This is a genomic window from Microbispora amethystogenes, from assembly GCF_016863015.1.
Classification (GTDB): Bacteria; Actinomycetota; Actinomycetes; order Streptosporangiales; family Streptosporangiaceae; genus Microbispora; species Microbispora amethystogenes.
The window spans coordinates 155,547-175,151 of the sequence record NZ_BOOB01000017.1; the positions used below are offsets into that span (position 1 = coordinate 155,547).

Here is a 19,605-nt window from a genome sequence, read left to right on the forward strand (position 1 = left end):
GCTCAGGACCGGCCGGCGATGCGGGCGAGGAGCCGGGCGAACTCCGGCGGCGGCGCGACGACGAGCCGGGTCTGCCCGTCGTGGCTGATCAGGTCGGCCTGGATGCGGGTCAGCTTGCCCCGGCGCCACCAGTACACGTGCGGGCTGAGCCCGTCGGCGTGACCGGCGTGCTCCCGGTGGGCGAACAGCCGCAGCCGCTCGATCGCCCGCACCACCCCGATGCCGGCCACCGGATGCACCGCGACCAGCCCCCGGTGCGGCAGCACGGCGAGCATGCCGTCCTCGGGCACGTGCGTGTGGGCGGGCAGGCGGCGTAGATGGGCGGCCGCGCTGGGCGCGGTGAGCAGCGTGACCTCGGTGCCGCCCAGGTCCAGCCGGGACACCGTGGGCCGCTCGTCGGCCAGGGCGTTGCCCACCGCGACGTCGAGCGCCTCCCCCGGCGGGATCGGCCAGCAGAAGGCCTCCTCGGGGCGGACGGGGCGGGCCCCGATCGTCAGCACCTCGATCAGGTCGGCGCTCAGGTGACGGCCGATGATCCGGGACGGGTCGGGAAAGGCCGGGTCGTCGGCGGCGTGCACCCGCGTGCGCAGCAACGGCTTGATCGGCTTGAGGTTGCAGGCGTCGAACGGCTCGCCCGACACGGCGTGGGCCAGGTGCTCGGAGACCAGCATGGGCCAGTCCTCGCGGGTGCGCCGGGCGGCCTCACGGCGCAGGCCGACGAGGTTCACGACCCGCTCGCGCTCGGGGGAGGCCAGCGTCATCGACGTGCCGTCGGCGGCGAACCCGCAGGTGTAGCCCATGGTCTCGGCGACCAGCCCCAGCAGGGAGTCGAGATCGACGTCCTCGACGGCTCTCGGAGCGGGATCGTCCGGCCGCGTCCGGCTGAGCAGTCGCCGCAAGAGTCCCAACGCACCATCCCTTCGCCACCGCCCGGGCGCCTCCGGGCGCGTCTCAGGTTGCCGCGTCCGAGTCGCGGAATGCGCCCGAGGCTGGGCACGATTCGGTCACAATAGCCACATTCGTCTCCAACCACATACTCAGTTGTGGTGATCCATGCCCGACGGGCAGCCCCGCGAGGACCGGCACACCCAGGGGCGACAGGCGTTCGGCCAGCACCGGCAGCGGGTCGCCGCAGTCCACCCACGACCCGAGCACGATTCCCGCCGCGCCGTCCAGGCAGCCCGCCTGGAGCAGCTGCGTCACCATCCGGTCGATCCGGTACGGCTCCTCGGTCACGTCCTCCAGCAGGACGATCCGGCCCTCCCCCCGCATCGCGTACGGCGTGCCGCACAGGGCGGCGAGCAGGGCGAGGTTGCCCCCGGTGAGCCGTCCCTCGGCCCGTCCCGGCACGATGACGCGGTCGCCGGTGATCGGAGCGGGCGCGCCGCCCTCGAACAGGGCCTGCCGCAGATGGGCGAACGTGACCGGTTCGGGCCCTTCGGGATCGCTGATCGTCGCGCAGGCCGGCATCGGCCCGAAGAGCGTCGCCAGGCCGAGCCTGGCGGCGAAGGCCCGATGCAACGCGGTGACGTCGCTCGACCCGAGCAGGATCTTGGGACCGGCCGCAGCCATGGCGTCCCAGTCGAGCAGCCCGAGCAGCCGGGTCACGCCGTAGCCGCCCCGCGCGCAGATGACGGCCGCCACCCCGGGGTCGCACCAGGCCGCCTGGAGATCGGCGGCGCGCGCGGCGTCCGGCCCCGCGAGATAGCCCTCCCGGGCCCGCACCGACGCTCCGTGCACGACCCGCAGGCCCAGCGCCTCCAGGACCGCCCCACCGCGCTCCAGCCGTACGGGATCCACCGGGCCGGCGGGCGCGACCAGCGCGACGGTGTCTCCCGGCCGCAACCGCCGGGGCGCCTCCGGCACCGTTACCGAGGCGACACCCCCCGCCCCGCCGCGGATGCGCTCGCTCACCCTTCAAAGGGTGTCAGACTTAGCGGTATCTATGCGACCTCCGACGCACATCCTCGTGGTCAACGGCGTCAAGGTCCGTCGCCCGGTGTTCGTGATCGCGGCCCCGCACTCCGGCGCGGACCTGCTGGGCCGTGCGCTCAAGCGCTCCCCCGGCTTCCACGTGACCATGGGCAGGGGCCCGGTGACCCGGGTCGTCTACGCCTTCGCCCGGAGGCCATCGATCGCCCGCAGTGGCGGGGCGCCCCGGGTGCTGCGCGACGTGCTGGCGGAGGCCTGGCAGGTCGTCCCGGCGTCCTGCGCGGAGTGCACGACCGCCTGCCGGGAGGCCGGCGGCATCATCGGCGCCGGGCCCTGCGTCGGGCCGGGGACGCTGACGCGGTTCGGCGACGCCAGCCCCGACCTGATCTACAGCACGCCGGTGCTGCTGCGGGCGTTTCCGGACGCCCGGTTCATCCAGGTCGTCCGCGACGGCCGGGACGTCGTCGCCGACATGCTGGCCGACCCCGCCTGCATGGCCTGGGTCAAGCCGCACATGCTGAGCGAGGACGCCGAGTTTCCCAACCCGTTCCTCGGCGTGCGCTCGGCCGAGCACCGGCAGCGCTGGGCCGAGATGCCGGCCGCGGGCAAGTGCGCCCTGCGCTGGCGCGGCGCCGTACGGCTGAACGCGGCCCTGCGCCGCGAACTGCCCGCCGAGCACCTGCTCACGCTCCGGTACGAGGACCTGGTGGCCGCGCCCGGCGAGGCGATCGACGCGGTGTCGTCCTTCCTGGAGACCAAGGTTTCGATGATCGCGTTGTACGGCGCGACGATCCCCCGGCCGGGCGGCTGGCGCACCCGCCTGTCCGGCGAGGACGCCGAACTGGTGGAGAAGGTCGCCAGGGAGGAACTCGCCCGCCTCGGCTACCGCTAGCGTCCCGAGCCACCGGACCCTGAGCCGCCCGACCCCGAGCCGGTGAACTGGGTGCGGTAGAGCTCGGCGTAGGCGCCGCCCTGCTTCAGCAGCTCCTCGTGCCGGCCGTGCTCGACCACCCGGCCGTCCTCGATGACCAGGATCGCGTCGGCCTCGCGGATGGTCGACAGCCGGTGGGCGATCACGAGCGAGGTCCGTCCCCGCAGGGCCGTCTTCAGCGCCTGCTGCACCGCCGCCTCGGACTCGGAGTCGAGATGGGCGGTGGCCTCGTCAAGCACGACGACCCGGGGCGCCTTGAGCAGCAGCCGGGCCAGGGCGATGCGCTGCTTCTCCCCGCCCGACAGCCGGTATCCGCGGTCGCCGACGACCGTCTCCAGCTCCTCGGGCAGGTTCTTGACCAGGTCGGCGATCTGGGCCGCGCGCAGGGCCTCCCAGACCTCCTCGTCGGTCGCGTCGGGACGGGCGTAGCGGAGGTTGCTGCCGATCGTGTCGTGGAACAGGTGGGCGTCCTGCATGACCACCCCGACCGTGTCCCTGATGCCGTCCAGGGTGGCGTCGCGGACGTCGAGCCCGTTGATCCGCACGGCCCCCTCGTCCACGTCGTACAACCGGGAGACCAGCGAGGTGATGGTGGTCTTGCCCGCGCCCGAGTGGCCGACGAGCGCCACCAGCTCGCCCTCGCGGGCGGTGAACGACACGCCCTTGAGCACCTCCTGGGAGGGACCGGTGTCCGGGCGGGCCACCGACTCCAGCGACGCCAGCGAGACGTCGGAGGCGGCCGGGTAGCGGAAGCGCACGTCGTCGAACTCGATCGTCACCGGCCCCTCGGGGATCGGCCGCGCGCCCGGCTTCTCGGCGACCATCGGCTTGAGGTCCAGCACTTCGAAGACCCGGTCGAAGCTCACCAGCGCGGTCATCACGTCGACGTGCACGTTCGACAGGCTGGTCAGCGGGCCGTAGAGGCGCATGAGCAGGGACGACTGGGCGACCAGGGTGCCGAGCGCGAACGCCCCGGAGATCGCGAGGGAGCCGCCGAGGCCGTAGACGAGCGCGGTGGCGAGCGCGGCGACCAGTCCCAGCGCGATGCGGAACACCGCGCCGTACATCGCGACGGTCACGCCGACGTCGCGGACCCGGCCCGCCCGCTCGGCGAAGTACGCCGCCTCGTCGTCCGGCCTGCCGTACAGCTTGGCGACCATCGCCCCGGCCACGTTGAAGCGCTCGGTCATCACCGAGCTCATCTCGGCGTCGAGCTGCATCTGCTCGCGGGTCAGCACCGACATCCGGCGGCCGACCCACTTGGCGGGGAAGATGAAGATCGGTAACAGGACCAGCGCGACCAGCGTGACCTGCCACGACAGCACGATCATGGTGCCGAGCACCAGCACCAGGCTGATCACGTTGGAGACCACCGACGACAACGTGCTGGTCAGCGCCCGCTGCGCGCCGATCACGTCGGTGTTCAGCCGGGAGACCAGCGCGCCGGTCTGGGCCCGCATGAAGAACGCCACGGGCATGCGCTGGACGTGGTCGTAGACCTCCGTGCGCAGGTTGTAGATCAGGCCCTCGCCGATGCGCGCGGAGAACCAGCGCTGCGCCAGGCCGAGCCCGGCGTCGACGACGGCCAGCGCGGCGATCGTGACGGCGAGCCACAGCACCACCTCGACCCGCTTGGGCATGATGCCCTCATCGATGATCGCCTTCATCAGCAGCGGGTTGGCGACCACGATGACCGCGTCGACCACCACCAGCGCGAGGAAACCGGCGATCTGCGCCCGGAAGGGCCGCGCGTACCCGGCGATGCGCCGGACGGTCCCCGGCGCGATGCGCTCCTTCGTCACGGAGCTGTCACGCCGCAGGGACCGCATCACCTGGAAGCCGTAGCCCCCGTTCATCATCGACATATGCCGTACATCCTCCCAGGCGTGCAGCGATGGGAGGACTCCCCCGATTCCCCCGTCAGCTCGAAGCGAACAGCGCCGGTCAGTTCGACGCGAACACTGCCCGTCAGTTCGACGCGAACAGTGCGCGGATGCGCGCCACCTGTTCGGCCCGCTCGGCGGCGGCCTGCTCCTCCAGCGTGCGCCCCGGCGCGGCCCGCAGCAGGCGCTTGGTGGCGGTCGCGGCGGCGTGGTCGGTGGCCAGCAGCGCGGCGACCAGGTCACGGGTGGTCTGGTCGAGCTCGCCCGCCGGCACCGCGATCTCGGCCAGGCCGAGCCGTACGGCCTCCTCGGCCCCGACGACGCGGGCGGTCAGGCACATCTCGATGGCGCGGGGAACCCCGACGATGTCAGCCAGGGGCTTGGTCCCGGTCAGGTCGGGAACCAGCCCCAGCGCGGGCTCCTTCATGCAGAACTTCACGTCGTCCGCGACGACACGCAGGTCACACGCGAGCGCGAGCTGGAAGCCCGCCCCGATCGCGTGGCCCTGCACGGCCGCGATCGACACGATCTCCGGCCTGCGCAGCCACAGGAAGCCCCTCTGTGCCTCCGCGATCAGCCTCTCCAGTTCGGTGTCGCCGAGCGCCGCGGCGCTCGCGAACGATTCCTGCCCGGGCACTCCCTCGGGCGTGAACATGCGCAGGTCGATTCCGGCTGAGAAGGACGGCCCCTCGCCTCTGACCACGACCACTCTCACCCGCTCCGGCAGGGTGTCCCCTATCCGGGCCAGAGCCGACCAGGTCGCGAACGTCTGCGCGTTGCGCTTGTCCGGCCGGTCCAGGGTGACGGTCGCGATCTCGCCGTCCACCTCGCAGCGCAGTCCGATCTCGGCCGGCGCGGCCGCCGAGACCGTCGACACATCGGAGCCTTCGCCCGTCTCAGGGGCGTGCTCCGGATCCCCCCCCACTGCCGCTTCCGCCATGCCTGCTCCTGCCTTCGATGAGGAGCCACGTCGCCTCGCACGGCCGGTCCGGTGCGGCGCACCGCCCGTGCCGGGCGTCCGCGCTCCTGTTCGACCCGCGGTCGTGCCCGAGCCTACCGAACGACGTTCTGGTTAGCCGGACCCGGCCACGCCCTCTCACAGGAACGAGCGGCTGCGGTCGCGCGTCTTGAGGTGGATCTAGCGCTTGGACTTGCCCCGGGTCGCTCCGCCGCGCCCGCGCAGAGTCACTCCGGACTCGCTCAGGATGCGGTGGATGAACCCGTACGACCGGCCAGTGGAAGCGGCCAGAGCGCGGATGCTCTCACCCGCGGAATAGCGCTTCTTGAGATCGCTGGCCAGCTTTTCCCGGTCGGCCCCGGTCACCCGGGTGCCCTTCTTCAGAGTCTCGGCCACGAGTACCTCCTGTAGTGCCAGACTTCCGCAGCGTTACTTCAGCCCATGATCAGTCATTTCGACGGGATCGGCTACCTACTCCGCGGGAAAAGATCCCTACCCGCTCAAATTAAGATCAGGCAAGCGCCACAAGATCGGAAAATTCGTCGCTCCATGCGTCTTCCACTCCGTCTGGCAACAGAATCACCCTATCCGGCTTCAGCGCCTCCACGGCGCCCTCGTCATGGGTGACCAGCACAATCGCGCCCGTGTAGGAGCCGAGGGCGGTCAGCACCTGGTCACGGGAGGCCGGATCGAGGTTGTTGGTGGGCTCGTCGAGCAGCAGCACGTTGGCGCTCGACAGCACCAGCGTGGCGAGCGCCAGACGGGTCTTCTCACCGCCGGACAGGACCCCCGCCGGCTTGTCCACGTCGTCGCCGGTGAACAGGAACGAGCCGAGCACCTTGCGCAGGTCGACGTCGGCGAGGTCGGGGCCCGCGGAGCGCATGTTCTCCAGCACGGTGCGCCCGGCGTCGAGGGTCTCGTGCTCCTGCGCGTAGTAGCCGAGCTTGAGCCCGTGGCCGGGCAGGACCTCGCCGGTGTCGGGCGTCTCGATGCCGCCGAGCAGGCGCAGCAGGGTCGTCTTGCCCGCGCCGTTCAGGCCCAGGATGACGATCCGGGAGCCGCGGTCGACGGCGGCGTCGACGTCGGTGAACACCTCCAGCGAGCCGTACGACTTGGACAGGCCGCGGGCCGTCAGCGGCGTCTTGCCGCAGGGCGCCGGCTGGGGGAAGCGCAGCTTGGCGACCCGGTCGGACCGGCGCTCACCCTCCACGCCCGAGAGCAGCCGCCGGGCACGGCGCTCCATGTCCTGGGCCGCCTTGGCCTTGGTGGCCTTCGCCCGCATCCGGTCGGCCTGGGACAGCAGGGCGGACGCCTGCCGCTCGGCGTTGGCGCGCTCCCGCTTGCGCCGCTTCTCGTCGGTCTCCCGCTGCGCCAGGTAGGCCTTCCAGCCGACGTTGTAGGTGTCGATGACGCAGCGGTTCGCGTCCAGGTGGAGCACCCGGTTTACCGTGGCTTCAAGAAGGTTGACGTCGTGGCTGATGATCACCAAGCCGCCCTGGTGGGAGCGCAAAAATTCGCGAAGCCAGCCGATCGAGTCCGCGTCGAGGTGGTTTGTGGGCTCGTCGAGCAGGAGAGTCTCCGCCCCGCTGAACAGGATTCGCGCCAGTTCGACCCGCCTGCGCTGGCCTCCGGAGAGGGTCTGCAGCGGCTGGCCGAGAACCCGGTCGGGCAGCCCGAGGCTGGAGGCGATCGAGGCCGCCTCCGACTCCGCCGCGTAACCGCCGAGGACGTGCAGGCGGTCCTCCAGCCGGCCGTACGCGCGCACCGCCCGGTCGCGCACGCGCTGGTCGTCGGCGGCCATCCCGGTCTCGGCCGCGCGCAGGTCGCGCAACACCTCGTCGAGCCCGCGGGCCGACAGGATCCGGTCGCGCGCCAGCACGCTCAGGTCTCCCGTACGGGGGTCCTGCGGCAGGTAGCCGACGCTGCCGGAGATCGTGACCGAGCCCGTGGCGGGCAGGCCCTCACCCGCGAGGACCTTGGTGAGGGTGGTCTTGCCGGCGCCGTTGCGCCCGACCAGCCCGATCTTGTCGCCCGGGTTCACCCGGAACGAGGCGCCCTCGATGAGCAGGCGGGAGCCCGCGCGAAGTTCGACGTCGGTAGCGATGATCATGATGGAGGGGACACTCCCGTGGGTGATGCGGACAGGACCGGTGCCGGGAGCGATCAGTCGGGAGCGCTCATGGGCTCAAGTGTAGTGCCGCCGTCACCGCGACCGGCTTCGCCGAGCCCCGCCCGCCGGTCAGGGGTCGAGCAGCCGGATCCGCACGGCGCGGAACAGGTCCGGTGCGCCCTCCAGAACGGCCAGCCGCGGATCGGGAACGGTGAGGAACGGCCCGGCCTCCAGGGCGAACAGCGGCGCGAGACGCCGGTCCTCCCTGATCTCGTCGACCGCCCGCCGGTCCCCGCCGAGCACCACCGCCTCCAGGTCGGCCAGCCGCGGCGTCAGCAGCCGGACGGCCACGTCGGCGGCGGCCCGCAGCGCCTCGGCCGACTGCTTGTCCCTGCGCCGGGCGAAGCGCTGCTGGGACCATCCCCCCGCCGCGCTGCGCCCGTGGACCTGACGCGACCCGACCTTGGCCGCGACCAGGCGGGTGCCGGTGAAGACGCCGGCGGCGTGCCCGCCGAGCCGGGCCAGCAGCACGCCGACGGTCCGCTCGCGGCAGGCGTGGGCGACCAGCGCCGCCGCCGGAGCCGGCAGGGCCGCGGGGGTCGGCGGCGTGACAGGGGACGGGCGCAGCGGCGGGAACGGCACGTGGCATTCGGCGACCGCGCCGTCGGCGGCGTCAAGGCGCACGACGTCCGGCAGGATGACCGCCTCGATCGCGCCGTGCCGCGCGGCGAAGCGCGCGATCCAGCCCGCGAGCCGCTCGGGGGCCACCGAGACCCATCTGCCGCCTCCGGCGGCGGGCCGTCCCGTCATGGCTGATCAGCCTACCGGTGTGGTCGTTTGCCGGATTCCGTCCAACTGGCGGGGAAATGTAGGTGAATTTCCCCCTGTAAGGGTCAACGGCCCCGGGGAGCCGCCCCACAATTCACCCCGTGACGCTCCCCTCCTCGCCGGCGTCGCCGGTCGCCGCGTCCGTTCCGGGCGCCCCGTCGGCATACCATCCGGACGACCCGCAGGGACACCACCCGGCGGGCCTCGTGCGGCGGTACACCCCCGCCGCCTCCGCAACCGGGCCCCTGCCCTCGTCCTTCGTCCCGGGGACTCCCCACAGCGGTCTCCACAGCGGTCTCCACAGCGGTCTCCACGGCACTCCTCCCCGCCCGCCCGTCCCGTTGTTCCTGCCGGTGGTCGACCTCGACACCGGCGGCGCGATCGCCGTACAGGTGATCCCCGAGGACCCCGCGTGGGGCGCCGCGCCGGACGCCGCCACGTACGCCATGCCGGACCCGGGCGGCGTGACGGGCGGTGTGACGGGTGGCGTGACGGGCGGCGTCGCGGCCACGGTGAACGGCGTGCTGGCCGCGGCCCGCGAGGAGACCGCCCTGCCGCTGGTGCTGCCGATCTCCGCCGCCGTGGTCGCCGCCGGTTCGGCCGGGACGGCGCCGCTGCACGAGGCGCTGCGGATGTGCAACCGCCGTCCGCGCGAGGTCATCTTGATGATCGAGGGCGATGTCGCGGCCGTGGGGCGCACCGCCCTGCTGTCCGGTATCGACGGCCTGCGCGCGGTGGGCTATCTCGTCGCCTTCGGCGAGCTCGGCACGTCCCCGCTGCCGCTCGACCTGCTCGCCGACGCCGCGCCGTACGTGATCGCGCTCTCCGCCGATCTGCTGGCGCGGGGAACGCGCGACCCCCGGCGCGGCGCGCTCGTGGAGTCGCTCGTCCGCCTGGCGCGTGGCGCCGGGGCGCACGTGCTCGCCCCCGGCGTACGCGAGGAGACGCAGCTCGCGGCGGTGCGCGGCTGGGGCATCCGGCTCGCCCAGGGCCCCCTGCTCGCGCCGCCCGACTGGCGGCCCTCCCACGGTCACAACCGCGTCCACGTGCCGCTGCCGGTGCCGGAGACCGAGGCCGTCCCCGCCGCGCCGGGCCTCATGGGACCGGGCGCGAGCGGATTGGGACCACGCGTGCAGGAGTTCCTGCTTCCTGCCGTGACGCTGCCGGCCGGCTCGACGGCCGAGGAGGTCGTCGGCGTGCTCAGCGCGGAGCCGTCGATCACCAGCGTGGTCCTGGTGGACGAATACCAGCGCCCGCAGGGCAGCGTCGACCGCAGCCGGTTCCTGCTGTTCATGGCCGGGGCGTACGGCCACGCGCTGCACGCGAAGAAGCCGGCCAGCCGCCTGGCCGACCCCGCGAAGATCGTGGCGAAGACCACCCCGGCGATCGCGGCCATGCAGGTGGCCGGGCGCGACACCACCCGCGCGTACGACGACCTGGTCGTGGTCGACGAGGTGGGCCGGTGCATGGGCGTGGTCCGGATCAGCGACCTGCTGCGGCACGTCGCCGAGATGCAGGCCGCCCGCTGACCCGCCCGGCGGCGGGTCAGAGCCAGCCCTGCGCCTGGGCCTTCCGCACGGCCTCGATGCGGTTGCGCGCCCCGGTCTTCTGGATGGCCGCCGACAGGTAGTTGCGCACGGTGCCCTCCGACAGGTGCAGCCGCAGCGCGATGTCGTTGATGGTCGAGCCGTCCGCGGCGGCCGACAGCACGTCCCGCTCGCGCGGCGACAGGGGGTTCGGCCCGGCGCTGAGCGCCGCGGCGGCCAGCCCGGGGTCGATCACCCGCTCGCCCCGGAGCACCCGCCGGAGGGCGGCGGCCAGGTCGCGCGCCGGGCTGTCCTTGACCAGGAACGCCACCGCCCCGGCCTCCATCGCCCGGCGCAGGTAGCCGGGCCGGCCGAAGGTCGTGAGGATCACCACCCGGCACCCGGGGACCCGCCGGCGCAGCTCCTCGGCGGCGGCGATGCCGTCCCTGCCGGGCATCTCGATGTCCAGCAGCGCGATGTCCGGCCGGGTCGCCTCCGCGACCGCGACCGCCTCGTCGCCGTTCGCCGCCTCCCCGACCACCTCGATGTCGGGCTCCAGGCCGAGCAGCGAGGCCAGCGCGCCCCTGACCATGCTCTGGTCCTCCGCCAGCACGACCCTGATCATTCGCCCAACCTATCCGCGACGATCTCGGGAGTGAGGTCCGGGGGCGGGGCGACCGCGATCCGCACCCGGAACCCCCGCCCGCCGCTCTCGACCTCCAGGTCGCCGCCCGCGGCGCGGGCCCGCTCGCCGAGCCCGGTCAGGCCGTTGCCCGGCCGGTACGGCCCGCCCCGGCCGTTGTCGGCGACCTCCAGCGTGGCGCCCCGCTCGCCGTACGACACGGTGATCTCGCAGCGGGTGGCCCGGGCGTGCCGTACGACGTTGGTGGTGGCCTCACGCACGGCCCAGCCGAACAGGCCGTCGAGGTCCTCGGGCAGCGGGGCGCCGGACGTGCGGACGGTGAGGGCGATCCCGGCGGCGGCGAGGGCGGCGCGGGCGCCGTCGATCTCCTCCGGCAGCGAGCTGTGGCGGTAGCCGGTGACGGCCTCGCGCACCTGGAGCAGCGCCTGCCTCGCCACCGCCTCGATGTCGGCCACCTCCGCGGCCGCCTTCGGCGACCCCTGCTCGGCCAGCCGACGGGCGAGCTCGCTCTTCAGCACGATCAGCGAGAGGCCGTGTCCCAGCAGGTCGTGCAGGTCGCGGGCGATGCGCAGCCGCTCCTCGGCGGCGGCCAGCCTGGCCACCTCGCTCTGCGCCTCCCTGAGCTCGCCTATGAGGACGCGGGTGTTCCGGACGGTCATGAACAGCATGCCGAGGGCGGCGCTCTGCAGCACGAGCATCCACAGCAGCCCGTCCTCGGCGCCGATCACCAGGCCATCGGCGACCAGGATCGCCGTCATGGCCCCGATGCCGAGCACGGCGCGCCGGGGCGGCAGGGCCATCGCGTAGACGACCGTCAGGTAGACCGGCAGGGTCAGCCAGTTCTCGCTGTGGAACACCAGCGGGAAGGCGACCCCCATCAGGGTGGCGAGGCCGAACAGGGGGAACAGCCACCGGGGATGGTGGCTGAGGCCGCGCGGCCCCAGCACGAGCGTCAGGTAGACGCCCACGAAGGCCGCGAGCGCGGCCATCCGCAAGACCGCCTGCGCCGTCCCCACCCTGCCGTCGACCACCTCGGCCACCGGGTAGAACATGTAGATCAGGCCGAGCGACATGCCGATCAGCCGCCTCATGCGGTACGGGCCGTCGTCCGGCCCGCCGAAGCTGAAGACCCTCGCCAGCCGGCTCATCGCGTCGTCCCTCCGCTCCCCGACGGGTCAGGCACGCACCACGGCGCGGCGGTAGGCGAGCACCGCGACGGCCCCCAGCGCGACGGCCCAGGCGACGATGCCCGCCACGTCGGACCCGTACGGCGCCTGCCCGGCGACGATGCGCCACCCGATGCCCGCGTAGTCGTACGACGGCAGCACTTCGGCGACGTTCCGCATGGCCTCCGGCATGAGCGACGTGGGGATCCACAGGCCGCCCAGCAGGGCGAGGCCGAACATGGAGATCATGGCCACCGGCTGGGCGGTGTCGGGCCGCAGCGCCGAGCCGATGGCGAGGCCGAGCGCCACGAAGGGGATGGTCCCGATCCACATGAACGCGATCAGCCCGATCCACTGCCCCACCGGCAGCGACACGTGCTGGGTGAAAACCGCGGCCAGTCCCACCAGCAGCAGCGCGGGCAGCACCAGCAGCAGCGACGCGACGAGCTTGGTCGCGAGGATGGCCCAGGCGGGCAGCGGGGTGATCTGGAGCTGCCGCAGCCAGCCGCTGTGCCGCTCCTGCGCCCAGGGCACGGCCGTGGACATCACCGACGAGGCGAGCGCGCCGTACGCCGCCATGTTGACCATCAGCAGCACGCTGCCCTTGATCCCGGTGGCCTCGTCCGTCTGCGCGCCCCACAGGTTCGAGTACAGCAGGTAGAAGCCGAGCGGGAACGCGACGACGAAGATGACGTACCGCTTGTTGCGCAGCATGCGCAGCACTTCGACCTTCAGGTAGTGCGGCATCGTCACGACTCCTTGGTGAGAGCGAGGAAGGCGTCCTCCAGATCGGCCCCGTGGACCTGGAGATCGCGCACGTCGAGGGTGGTCTTCCGGTACAACGCCTCGACCGTCGCGTCGAGGTCGGTGGTGCGCAGCGTGACGCGGTCCGCCTGGAGCTCCACGCCGGTCGTCCCCGGCAGGCTCGCCAGCCCGGCGGCCGGCTGGTCGCCCAGCCGGAAGCTCACCGACTGCCCGGCCACGCCTGCCTTGATCTCGGCGGCGGTGCCGTCGGCCACGACCCGCCCCCGTGCGATCACGACGACCCGGTCGGAGTTCTCGTCGGCCTCCTCCAGGTAGTGCGTCGCGAACAGGATCGTGCGCCCCTGCGCGGCGTAGCGCCGCATGTTCTCCCAGAACGTACGGCGGGACTCGACGTCCATGGCCGCGGTCGGCTCGTCGAGCAGCAGCAGCCTCGGCCCGCCCGCGACCGCCAGGGCGAACCGCACCCGCTGCGTCTGCCCGCCGGACAGGCGGTTCGCCCGCCGCCCGGCCAGCTCGGTCAGGTCGGCGAGCCGGAGGATCTCCTCGCGCGGCAGGGGGTTCGGATAGAGCCGGCGGACGAAGTCCACGGTCTCGGCCACGGTCAGCTCGGGGATCAGCTCGCCCTCCTGGAGCATCGCGCCGATCTCGCCGTGGGCGACCGCGGTCTCCGGCGGCTCGCCGAAGACCCGGATCTCGCCCGCCGAGGGCCTCAGCAGGCCCAGCAGCATGTTGATGGAGGTGGACTTCCCGGCCCCGTTCGGCCCGAGGAGCGCGACCGTGCTGCCGGCCGGGACCTCCAGGTCGAGGCCGTCGACCGCGAGCACGTCGCCGTACCTCTTGGTGACGTCCGTGAAGGAGATGGCGTTCATGCCGACAAAACTAGAAGCGGGCCGGGAAGGGCGGCAGTGGGATGCCTCCGGCCTCCGCGATGACATATGTCATCGCGGGCGGCCGTCGCGGCGGGTCACAGGCGCGTCAGAGGCGGCAGGCGAAGATGGCGGTGACGAGGATCGCCTTGGCGCCGATCTCCCAGAGCTGGTCCATGACCTGCTGGTGGCCCTTGCGCGGGACCATCGCCCGCACCGCCACCCAGCCCTCGCGGTGCAGCGGGGAGACGGTCGGCCCCTCCATGCCCGGGGTGATGGAGATGGCCTCGTCGATGCGCTCGGCCCGGATGTCGTAGTCGATCATGACGAAGTCGCGCGCCACCAGCACGCCCTGCAGGCGGCGGATGAGCTGCTGGAAGCCGTTGGCCTCCGGCGCCCCGGCCCGCTTGATCAGGATGGCCTCGGAGTGCGCGATCGGCTCCCCGAAGACCTCCAGCCCGACGTTGCGCAGCGTCGTGCCGGTCTCCACCACGTCGGCCACCGCGTCGGCGACGCCGAGCCTGATCGCGGTCTCGACCGCGCCGTCGAGCTTGATCACCCGGGCGTCCACGCCCTGGTCGGCGAGGTACTTGCCGAGCAGCCCGGCGTACGAGGTGGCGATGCGCAGGCCGGACAGGCCGTCGACGCCGGAGTGGGCGCCGGCCGGGGCGGCGAAGCGGAACGTGGACCGCCCGAACCCGAGCGGCATGACCTCCTCGGCCGGGGACCCGGAGTCGAAGAGCATGTCGCGCCCGGTGATGCCGGCGTCCAGGGTGCCCTCGCCGACGTAGACGGCGATGTCGCGCGGGCGCAGGAAGAACAGCTCACAGGAGTTCTCGGAGTCGACGACCACGAGTTCCTTGCTGTCCCTGCGCTGGCGGTAGCCCGCCTCTTTCAGGATGGTCTGGGCGCCCTCGGAGAGCGCGCCCTTGTTCGGTACGGCGATGCGCAGCATGAGTTGAAGATCCTTTCAGGCAGGACGAGGTCGATTGGTCTCCGGACATCCGGGGCCGCCGCGGCGGCTACAGATGCTTGTAGACCTCGTCCAGCCCGATCCCGCGGGCCAGCATGAGCACCTGGACGTGGTAGAGGAGCTGGGAGATCTCCTCCGCCGCCCGCTCCGCCGACTCGTGCTCGGCCGCCATCCAGCTCTCCGCGGCCTCCTCGACGACCTTCTTGCCGATGGCATGGACGCCGGCGTCCAGCGCGGCCACGGTGCCGGACCCCGCGGGCCGGGTCCGGGCCTTGTCTGCCAGCTCGGCGAACAGCTCTTCGAAGGTCTTCATGGTCTCTCTCGGAATCGTGGGACTGCCCGTTCAGGGTATCGGCCCAAGGGTAGTTGCGGACGCGGGGCGTCCGCGCCCCGCGTCCACCCTGCGAGATCACGGGGCGAGATCACGCCTGCGCCGGGCCGGTCTCAGCCGAGGATCTTGCGGGCCAGCCGGAGCTGCTCCAGCGCCTGCTGCGACTCCCCGCCCTCGTGGCCGTTGAACGGCCACACGGTGATGTCCTTCGGGCCCGCGTAGTGGTTGTACGCCCCGAACACGGTGGAGGGCGGGGTGACGCCGTCGCGCAGGGCCACGGAGAACCGGGCGGGCGTGCGGGCCCGCGCCGCGAAGTGCAGCCCGTCGAAGTAGCCGAGCGTGGCGAAGATCTCCTCGACCCGGGTGCGGTGGATGCCGCAGAACCGCCCCAGCTCGCCGTACGGGTCCTCGTCGGTGATCTCCACCGCGTGCCGGATGTCGCACATGAACGGCACGTTGACGAAGGCGTACGCGAGGTCCGGCACGAGCGCCGCGGCGGCCAGCGCCATGCCGCCGCCCTGGCTGCCCCCGGCCACGACGACGCGCCCGGCGTCCACGAGGGGATGCGACCTGGCCGCCTCCACCGCCCGCACGACGTCGGTGTAGAGCCGCCGGTAGTAGTAGTCGTCCCGGTCGAACACGCCCTGGGTGAGCTTGCCGGGGATCTGCGCGCCGTTGCCGCCGACCGGGTCGGGCGTGTCGCCCGAGCGCCAGGTGCCGCCCTGCCCGCGGGTGTCCATCACGAAGGTCGCGTACCCGGCGGCGGGCCACAGCAGCCAGTCGTGCGGCCGGCCGCGCCCGCCGCCGTACCCGATGAACTCCGTCACGCACGGCAGCGGGCCGGACGCACCCGCCGGCGCGATGAACCACCCCTTGATCGGATGCCCGCCGAACCCCGCGAACGTCACGTCGGCCACGTCCACCAGCGCGAGATCGGCCTCGTACGGCTCGAAGACGGCGTTCAGGTCGTGCTCGCGCGCCTCGGCGAGCGTGCGGTCCCAGAAGGCGTCGAAGTCCGCCGGCTCCCGGCGCTCGGGCAGGTACGCACGCAGTTGGTCGAGGGGCATGTCAACGAACATGGGGGCTCCCGTGAACTGGTGGGGCATACGCCGGTCAAGGCTACACAAGTGCCTCGTTTCAGCGTTCTGACCCGGTTAAGGGTCTCTGTCCGCACCGGATCTCGTCGGCCGATACGGCGTTCACCTGCGCAATCATGGCCGATGTGCGGTAAAGGCCGGATTGACGGGCTGAAACACCCTCTTGCAACTAATCCGGTTTAGTGCTGGACTCTGCACGAATTCCACGCGTGTGAGGTGCGTCCGCACGGCACGATCTCGCGGCGGGCCGCCTCTCGGGGGCACGACACGTCAATCGATCACTGTCCGTGAGAACCGTCCGTCAGATCGGAGACCTCCATGCGACGAACGCCGGCGGCCCGCCGGGCCGCTCTGCCCGCCACCCTGATCGCCGTCCTGATCACCGGGCTCGGCGCGGGCTGCGCGACGAGCGGCACCCCGGAGACCAGGCAGGCCGACGCGAACGCCCCCGCCGCGATCACGTGGTGGTCCACCGGAGGCGACGACGAGAGCGCGGCCTTCCAGAAGGCGGCCGACCTCTACACGAAGTCGCACCCCAATGTGACGATCAAGGTGCAGACGCTGAGCTGGGACGACGCGTACGCCAAGCTGCTCGCGGCCTCCACCAGCCGGAGCGGGCCGGACGTCATCTCCGGCGGCATGACCTGGACCATCCAGTTCGGCCTGCGCGGCGGGATGGTCGACCTGCGCAAGTACGGCGTCGAGCAGCTCAAGGCCCAGGCGCAGCCCGCCCAGTGGAAGTCGGCCGTCTCCCCCGACGGCACCGTCTACGGCATTCCGCTGGACATGTCCACCGAGGCGCTCTACTACCGGACCGACCTGCTGGAGAAGGCCGGCATCAAGGAGCCGCCCACGTCCTGGGACGAACTGACCGCCGACATCGGGAAGCTCAAGGACTCCGGGGTCAAGACCCCGTTCAGCATCGACTGGGGCAACCTCGACTGGATCGGCTACTTCAACTTCCTCTACCAGGCCGGCGGCAGCTTCTACACGCCGGACTGCAAGCCCTCGCTCGGCACCCCCGAGGCCGAGCGGGCGCTGTCGTTCTGGATCGACCTGCACCGCAAGTACGGCGCGCCCACCGACACGGTGACCACCTCGGACGCGCTGGACGCGGGCACCGCGATGGTCTACGGCGGCACCTGGAACGCGCTCGTCATCGACACCTCCAAGCCCAAGCTGAAGGGTAAGTGGGCGGTGGCCCCGCTGCCCGCCGGTCCGGCGGGCCCGACGACCTTCATCGGCGGCCGGGCGGTCGGGGTGACGTCCTACAGCAAGCACATCCAGCAGGCGGCCGACTTCGTGAAGTACCTCTACACCGACGAGGCGGTCGACGCGGTGAACGCCGAGTCGAAGGCCCGCAACGTCGCCTACATCCCGCCGCGTCCGGACAAGGTGGCCGGTTCGCCGTTCCAGCCGCAGCACTCCCAGGTGTTCGCGAAGATCATCAGCACCGGCGCCGCGGCTCCCGGATGCCCCGGCTGGGACGAGAGCGCGGGCGACGTGGCCAAGCACCTCCAGTCGGCGATCCTCGGCAAGGCCGACATGAAGACGGCCCTGGGCGAGGCCGCCAAGGTCATGGAGCGCAACGCCGGTTGACCCCCCGCCGACCGCCACCGACCGGCCGGTGACACCTGACCTCTCACCGGCTCGCGGCACCCCTCACCGGCTGCCCCGCGTCCGTACGGATCGCGGGGCGGCCCCTTCCGACTGGAGAGAAGAGACTCCATGGCAACCCCTGCCGCCGTGTCCCGGCACCGATGGCGCCGCCACGGCACGTCCTATCTGATGCTGCTGCCGTTCCTCGCCCTGTTCGCCGGCTTCCTGGTCTGGCCGCTGGCCAACTCGCTCTATCTCAGCTTCACGAAGTTCGACGGGGTGACCGCCCCCGAGTTCGCCGGCCTGGAGAACTTCCGGCGCCTGCTGTTCGACGACGACCGGTTCCGCCACGCCCTCGGCAACACGTTCCTCTACGTGGTGGCGTCGGTCGGCATCGGCACGCTGCTGTCGCTCGGCCTCGCGCTGGCCTTCGGCGGGTCGGGCTGGCCCCACCGCGTCATGCGGACCGTCTTCTTCCTGCCCTCGGTGACCTCGTCCATCGCGCTCATGCTGCTCTGGAAGTGGATCTTCAATCCGGGCGACTTCGGCCTGGCCAACACCGTCGTCGGATGGTTCGGCGGCCGGGCCGTCGAGTGGCTGGCCACGCCCGGGCTCACGATCCCGATCCTCGTGCTCATGTCGGTGTGGGGCGGGATGGGCTACGGCATGGTCCTGTACGTCGCCGGGCTGGGCTCCATCCCCCAGGAGTACTACGAGGCGGCCCGCATCGACGGCGCCACGCCCTGGCAGCAGTTCCGCCGGGTGACGCTGCCGCTGCTCCGCCCGGTCACCACGTACGTGGTCGTGACCGGCCTGATCGGGGCGTTCCAGGTCTTTGAAGCCGTCTACATCGTGTTCCGGGGCACCAACAACATCGGCGGCGTGCTCGACTCGGGCCTGATGATCGTGCCCTACCTCTACGACCAGGGCTTCACGCACTTCAAGCTCGGCTACGCCTCGGCGATCGCCTGGGTGCTCTTCCTGATCATCTTCGCGATCAGCATGGTCAACCTCCGCATCGGCCGCGCGCTGAAGGAGCTGTGATGGCCGCCGCTCCTCTCACCGCCCCCGTCACCGCGCCTCCCGCGGCCGCGCCGCGGCGACCGGGTTCCGGCGCCCGGCGCGGCGGTCTGCTGCGCCTGCCGTTCTACCTGCTGTCGCTCACCATGATCGCTCCGTTCTACTGGATGCTGATCACGGTGTTCAAACCGGTGACGGAGCTCGACAGGCAGCCGCCGTCGTTCGTGCCCGAGCACCCCACCCTGGACAACTTCTACGACCCCGGATACTCCCCCACCCAGGTCAACCCCGGACATCTCCAGGGCCTCTTCCAGCGGTTCCAGGTCGACTTCGGCTTCGGCCGGTTCATGTTCAACAGCCTGGTGATCACGATCACGATCACGGTGGGCTCGCTGCTGATCGCCTCGCTGGCGGCGTACGTGATCACCAAGCACCGGGTGCCGGGCCGGCGGCTGATCTTCCTGATGATCGTCGCCTCGATGATGGTGCCCTGGCAGACCACGCTCGTGCCCAACTACGTCATCATGCGGAACCTGGGCTGGCTGGACACCTACCAGGGCTACGTCATCCCGGCGCTGGCCAAGGCGTTCGTGCTGTTCTTCCTGGTGCAGTTCCTCCACTCGATCCCGGACGAGCTCATCCAGGCGGCCCGGGTCGACGGCGCCGGGGAGTGGCGCATCTGGTGGCGGATCGTGCTGCCGCTGCTGCGCCCCGCCCTCGCCGCGATGTCGATCTTCATCGTGCTCGCCGAGTGGAACAACTTCCTGTGGCCGCTGATCCTCGTGCAGAGCGACGAGATGGCGAACATCCCGGTCGCGCTCGCCCGCCTCAACTCCTACTTCACGGGCGCGCAGAACCAGGGGGCGATCATGGCGGGCGGCCTGCTCGCCTCCCTGCCGTCGATCGCCTTCTTCCTCGCCTTCCAGCGCTACTTCACCCGAGGGATCGTGCTGAGCGGCCTCAAGGGCTGAACAGCA

General features: G+C 71.9%; 19 protein-coding genes. 5 read left to right on the forward strand and 14 right to left on the reverse strand.

The features are described from left to right. Positions 1-2: 2 nt before the first annotated feature. Both Mam01_RS13050 and Mam01_RS13055 read right to left on the reverse strand, forming a co-directional pair. Complete coding sequence (locus Mam01_RS13050; protein ID WP_239101262.1) at positions 3-908, reverse strand: hypothetical protein; 906 nt, start codon at positions 906-908, stop codon at positions 3-5. A gap of 43 nt (positions 909-951) precedes the next feature. Further along, a complete protein-coding gene (locus Mam01_RS13055; protein ID WP_239101263.1) occupies positions 952-1,914 on the reverse strand; it encodes a S66 peptidase family protein in 963 nt (320 codons plus the stop codon). A gap of 31 nt (positions 1,915-1,945) precedes the next feature. Here Mam01_RS13055 and Mam01_RS13060 point away from each other — a divergent pair, with 31 nt between their 5' ends. Beyond that, positions 1,946-2,824 (forward strand): sulfotransferase family protein, encoded by an 879-nt coding sequence (locus Mam01_RS13060; RefSeq protein ID WP_150934657.1) that lies wholly within the window; start codon positions 1,946-1,948, stop codon positions 2,822-2,824. Here Mam01_RS13060 and Mam01_RS13065 read toward each other — a convergent pair. The 5 genes from Mam01_RS13065 to Mam01_RS13085 form a co-directional block, all read right to left on the reverse strand. Continuing rightward, a complete protein-coding gene (locus Mam01_RS13065; RefSeq protein WP_204285612.1) occupies positions 2,821-4,728 on the reverse strand; it encodes an ABC transporter ATP-binding protein in 1,908 nt (635 codons plus the stop codon). The genes Mam01_RS13060 and Mam01_RS13065 overlap by 4 nt on opposite strands. Positions 4,729-4,831: 103 nt before the next feature. Continuing rightward, a complete protein-coding gene (locus Mam01_RS13070; RefSeq protein ID WP_204285613.1) occupies positions 4,832-5,686 on the reverse strand; it encodes an enoyl-CoA hydratase/isomerase family protein in 855 nt (284 codons plus the stop codon). Positions 5,687-5,884: 198 nt separating this feature from the next. Continuing rightward, positions 5,885-6,100 carry a helix-turn-helix domain-containing protein gene (locus Mam01_RS13075; protein ID WP_030904785.1) on the reverse strand — a complete coding sequence of 72 codons (216 nt, stop codon included), beginning with the start codon at positions 6,098-6,100 and terminating at the stop codon, positions 5,885-5,887. Between the two features lie 115 nt (positions 6,101-6,215). Beyond that, positions 6,216-7,814, reverse strand: a complete 1,599-nt coding sequence (locus Mam01_RS13080; protein ID WP_150934654.1) for an ABC-F family ATP-binding cassette domain-containing protein — start codon at positions 7,812-7,814, stop codon at positions 6,216-6,218. Between the two features lie 129 nt (positions 7,815-7,943). Beyond that, positions 7,944-8,624, reverse strand: coding sequence for an acVLRF1 family peptidyl-tRNA hydrolase (locus Mam01_RS13085; RefSeq protein ID WP_204285614.1), 681 nt, complete (start codon positions 8,622-8,624; stop codon positions 7,944-7,946). A gap of 119 nt (positions 8,625-8,743) precedes the next feature. Between Mam01_RS13085 and Mam01_RS13090 the strand changes: the two genes are divergently transcribed. Next, positions 8,744-10,171 carry an EAL domain-containing protein gene (locus Mam01_RS13090; protein ID WP_239101264.1) on the forward strand — a complete coding sequence of 476 codons (1,428 nt, stop codon included), beginning with the start codon at positions 8,744-8,746 and terminating at the stop codon, positions 10,169-10,171. A gap of 16 nt (positions 10,172-10,187) precedes the next feature. Here Mam01_RS13090 and Mam01_RS13095 read toward each other — a convergent pair whose 3' ends face one another. The 7 genes from Mam01_RS13095 to Mam01_RS13125 all read right to left on the reverse strand — a co-directional run bounded on the left by Mam01_RS13095 (position 10,188) and on the right by Mam01_RS13125 (position 15,991). Next, complete coding sequence (locus tag Mam01_RS13095; protein ID WP_204285615.1) at positions 10,188-10,793, reverse strand: response regulator transcription factor; 606 nt, start codon at positions 10,791-10,793, stop codon at positions 10,188-10,190. Continuing rightward, positions 10,790-11,959 (reverse strand): sensor histidine kinase, encoded by a 1,170-nt coding sequence (locus Mam01_RS13100; RefSeq protein WP_204285616.1) that lies wholly within the window; start codon positions 11,957-11,959, stop codon positions 10,790-10,792. The genes Mam01_RS13095 and Mam01_RS13100 overlap by 4 nt, the downstream gene beginning before the upstream one ends. 27 nt (positions 11,960-11,986) lie before the next feature. Continuing rightward, positions 11,987-12,724 (reverse strand): ABC transporter permease, encoded by a 738-nt coding sequence (locus tag Mam01_RS13105; RefSeq protein ID WP_204285617.1) that lies wholly within the window; start codon positions 12,722-12,724, stop codon positions 11,987-11,989. Between the two features lie 2 nt (positions 12,725-12,726). After that, complete coding sequence (locus Mam01_RS13110) at positions 12,727-13,611, reverse strand: ABC transporter ATP-binding protein (RefSeq protein WP_204285618.1); 885 nt, start codon at positions 13,609-13,611, stop codon at positions 12,727-12,729. A 106-nt stretch (positions 13,612-13,717) separates the two neighbouring features. Then, positions 13,718-14,563, reverse strand: coding sequence for an ATP phosphoribosyltransferase (gene hisG, locus Mam01_RS13115; protein ID WP_204285619.1), 846 nt, complete (start codon positions 14,561-14,563; stop codon positions 13,718-13,720). Positions 14,564-14,630: 67 nt separating this feature from the next. Continuing rightward, positions 14,631-14,894, reverse strand: a complete 264-nt coding sequence (locus tag Mam01_RS13120; protein WP_150934647.1) for a phosphoribosyl-ATP diphosphatase — start codon at positions 14,892-14,894, stop codon at positions 14,631-14,633. Between the two features lie 131 nt (positions 14,895-15,025). Beyond that, positions 15,026-15,991 carry an acetylxylan esterase gene (locus Mam01_RS13125; RefSeq protein WP_204285620.1) on the reverse strand — a complete coding sequence of 322 codons (966 nt, stop codon included), beginning with the start codon at positions 15,989-15,991 and terminating at the stop codon, positions 15,026-15,028. Between the two features lie 336 nt (positions 15,992-16,327). Between Mam01_RS13125 and Mam01_RS13130 the strand changes: the two genes are divergently transcribed. From Mam01_RS13130 to Mam01_RS13140, 3 genes are all read left to right on the forward strand, one after another. Further along, positions 16,328-17,608 (forward strand): extracellular solute-binding protein, encoded by a 1,281-nt coding sequence (locus Mam01_RS13130; RefSeq protein ID WP_204285621.1) that lies wholly within the window; start codon positions 16,328-16,330, stop codon positions 17,606-17,608. Positions 17,609-17,737: 129 nt separating this feature from the next. Continuing rightward, on the forward strand, positions 17,738-18,652 hold the full coding sequence (locus Mam01_RS13135; protein ID WP_204285622.1) for a carbohydrate ABC transporter permease: 915 nt from the start codon (positions 17,738-17,740) through the stop codon (positions 18,650-18,652). Then, positions 18,652-19,599 (forward strand): carbohydrate ABC transporter permease, encoded by a 948-nt coding sequence (locus Mam01_RS13140; RefSeq protein WP_204285623.1) that lies wholly within the window; start codon positions 18,652-18,654, stop codon positions 19,597-19,599. Before Mam01_RS13135 ends, Mam01_RS13140 begins: the two co-directional genes overlap by 1 nt. Positions 19,600-19,605 lie beyond the last annotated feature (6 nt).

Coding starts and splice junctions, on each gene's coding strand:
- Mam01_RS13060 (WP_150934657.1), top strand. CDS start 1,946: ATGCGACCTCCGACGCACATCCTCGTGGTCAACGGCGTCAAGGTCCGT.
- Mam01_RS13065 (WP_204285612.1), bottom strand. CDS start 4,728: ATGTCGATGATGAACGGGGGCTACGGCTTCCAGGTGATGCGGTCCCTG.
- Mam01_RS13070 (WP_204285613.1), bottom strand. CDS start 5,686: ATGGCGGAAGCGGCAGTGGGGGGGGATCCGGAGCACGCCCCTGAGACG.
- Mam01_RS13080 (WP_150934654.1), bottom strand. CDS start 7,814: ATGATCATCGCTACCGACGTCGAACTTCGCGCGGGCTCCCGCCTGCTC.
- Mam01_RS13085 (WP_204285614.1), bottom strand. CDS start 8,624: ATGACGGGACGGCCCGCCGCCGGAGGCGGCAGATGGGTCTCGGTGGCC.
- Mam01_RS13095 (WP_204285615.1), bottom strand. CDS start 10,793: ATGATCAGGGTCGTGCTGGCGGAGGACCAGAGCATGGTCAGGGGCGCG.
- Mam01_RS13100 (WP_204285616.1), bottom strand. CDS start 11,959: ATGAGCCGGCTGGCGAGGGTCTTCAGCTTCGGCGGGCCGGACGACGGC.
- Mam01_RS13105 (WP_204285617.1), bottom strand. CDS start 12,724: ATGCCGCACTACCTGAAGGTCGAAGTGCTGCGCATGCTGCGCAACAAG.
- Mam01_RS13110 (WP_204285618.1), bottom strand. CDS start 13,611: ATGAACGCCATCTCCTTCACGGACGTCACCAAGAGGTACGGCGACGTG.
- hisG (WP_204285619.1), bottom strand. CDS start 14,563: ATGCTGCGCATCGCCGTACCGAACAAGGGCGCGCTCTCCGAGGGCGCC.
- Mam01_RS13120 (WP_150934647.1), bottom strand. CDS start 14,894: ATGAAGACCTTCGAAGAGCTGTTCGCCGAGCTGGCAGACAAGGCCCGG.
- Mam01_RS13125 (WP_204285620.1), bottom strand. CDS start 15,991: ATGTTCGTTGACATGCCCCTCGACCAACTGCGTGCGTACCTGCCCGAG.
- Mam01_RS13130 (WP_204285621.1), top strand. CDS start 16,328: ATGCGACGAACGCCGGCGGCCCGCCGGGCCGCTCTGCCCGCCACCCTG.
- Mam01_RS13135 (WP_204285622.1), top strand. CDS start 17,738: ATGGCAACCCCTGCCGCCGTGTCCCGGCACCGATGGCGCCGCCACGGC.
- Mam01_RS13140 (WP_204285623.1), top strand. CDS start 18,652: ATGGCCGCCGCTCCTCTCACCGCCCCCGTCACCGCGCCTCCCGCGGCC.